Origin of the sequence: Arthrobacter bambusae, assembly GCF_022606295.1 — a bacterium.
GTDB classification, from domain to species: domain Bacteria; phylum Actinomycetota; class Actinomycetes; order Actinomycetales; family Micrococcaceae; genus Arthrobacter; species Arthrobacter bambusae_A.
Genome location: NZ_JAHHZS010000090.1, coordinates 1 through 1,803 on the forward strand (window position 1 = coordinate 1; position 1,803 = coordinate 1,803).

General features: G+C 61.6%; 3 protein-coding genes. 1 reads left to right on the top strand and 2 read right to left on the bottom strand.

Features of this window, described 5'->3' with window-relative positions:
* A partial coding sequence (locus KNN17_RS22190) for an SDR family NAD(P)-dependent oxidoreductase (RefSeq protein WP_241711072.1) occupies window positions 1-190 on the bottom strand: 190 nt, incomplete at its 3' end.
* A 289-nt stretch (window positions 191-479) separates the two neighbouring features.
* Here KNN17_RS22190 and KNN17_RS22195 point away from each other — a divergent pair.
* Window positions 480-1,298 carry a carbon-nitrogen hydrolase family protein gene (locus KNN17_RS22195; protein ID WP_241711073.1) on the top strand — a complete coding sequence of 273 codons (819 nt, stop codon included), beginning with the start codon at window positions 480-482 and terminating at the stop codon, window positions 1,296-1,298.
* Window positions 1,299-1,522: 224 nt separating this feature from the next.
* Here KNN17_RS22195 and KNN17_RS22200 read toward each other — a convergent pair.
* Window positions 1,523-1,803: tyrosine-type recombinase/integrase (locus tag KNN17_RS22200; protein ID WP_241711074.1), on the bottom strand; the 281-nt coding region annotated here is incomplete at its 5' end.

The window sequence follows — 1,803 nt, forward strand, 5'->3', positions numbered from 1 at the left end:
TTGTGATCGCGCGAACGTTTTCCTCCCCCAATTCGGCTACCACTCGTTGAGCGTCTTCCGGATTGCGGTCGAGGATGACCGCTCGACCCCCTGAGCTCACCCATGTACGAACGAACTCCAGGCCAATTCCCGATGCGCCACCCGTGACCGCCGTCACAAGACGGGTCGTCGGTGTCTCGTCTGCATTCATGTTCTGATCCTCTCTTAGCCAATGCCGAGTGCTTAGCTCACGATTCCTGATCCAGTTGCCCGATCATCGTGTGCTGAATTTCTGCAATTGAAACCACCATACCAATCCAACCGACATACTAGTAGACATGTCTTAGTGAAGTGGGCATACTACTTAGACCGGCCCATGACCGTGAGTTAGTTGTCGAAGATCATGAGAAGTGGTGGGGCACAGGGGCGATGAGCCGACGCGCCTACTGACTGCAAACCCCCGTCGCAACATTCCTCACCAGTAATCAAAGGATTAAGCCATGACAACCGCGCAACTTACCATCGCTGTCGAACAGATCGCCACCGGACCGAATCCGGCCGAAAACCTCGAACTCGTCCTGGACGCCGTCCGGCGTGGCGCCGCCACCGGCGCCCGTGTCGTCGTCCTTCCCGAGGCGGCACTTGTCCGCTTCGGAGTGGCCCTGGCGGCCTTCGCCGAATCAATTGAGGGGCCCTGGGCCTCCGCAGTCCGAGACCTCGCCAGGGAGCTCGGCGTCGTCGTGCTCGTCGGCACCTTCCAGCCTGCCCCCGGCGGCAGGGTAAAGAACACCATCTTGGTCACCGGCGAAAGCATCCACGACGGCTACGACAAGATCCACCTGTACGACGCCTACGGCTTCTCCGAGTCCGCCGACGTCGAACCCGGTGACGAGCCCTTTACCTTTGAGGTCGACGGCGTGACCCTCGGTGTTGCCACGTGCTACGACGTCCGCTTTCCGGAGCTCTTCCGCGAGTTGGCCGATCGCGGCGCCCAGGTCATTATCGTCACCGCGCATTGGGGTGCGGGGGAGGGCAAAGTGGACACTTGGCGCCTCCTCAACCAAGCCCGCGCGATCGACTCGACCACGTGGGTAGTCGCCTGCGACCAAGCAGATGCCTCAGCCGCCGGCATTCAGGAACCGGCAGGCCCGCGATTTGGTGTCGGCCACAGCCTCGTTATTTCGCCGATGGGCGTCGTCCTCCAGGAACTGGATGAAAGGATCGGCCAACTGGTCGCCACGGTCGACCTCGCCGCGGTCGAAAAGGCGCGACAGGTTATTCCCGTACTCGCCAACAGGCGCCTAGGCGTCACAGTCTAGTAACCTCTAGGCACTAATCCTTAGCCTGCTGCTTCAGCCTCAGGGTTGAGGCAGCAGGCTTCCGGTTTCAGTCTTCATACCGTGAGCTGAGGATGCAGTGGTCGACAAAGCTCGCGAGGTACGGGTGGGCACACATCGCAGACGCCTATCAGGCGTTGGACGAACGTCGCGCCGTTAAGTCCCTCCTCCGCGTCGGTAGGTGACCGCGGTAAATCTTCTCCGAACTAAGAAATTGCGGGGAAATCGTCCATGTTACTGTCCGTTTCGGGGGCCGGGTGGGCTGATGTTGGTGCCGTGGACATCGCTGACCGGTGCCGAAGAGCCTGCCCGACTTTGGCCGTTGGGGCCCCGCCGCGCAGCATCGCGGTGGCCGCGGTGTGGCGCAGCCGGTGGGCGTGCATTCTGGGAAGCCCTGCGCGTTGCGCGCCATCGAACACGATCATGGTCACGCCTCCGGTGGTCAATGGCCGGTGCGGGGCGTGAATACGAACGAAAACGCTGCGTC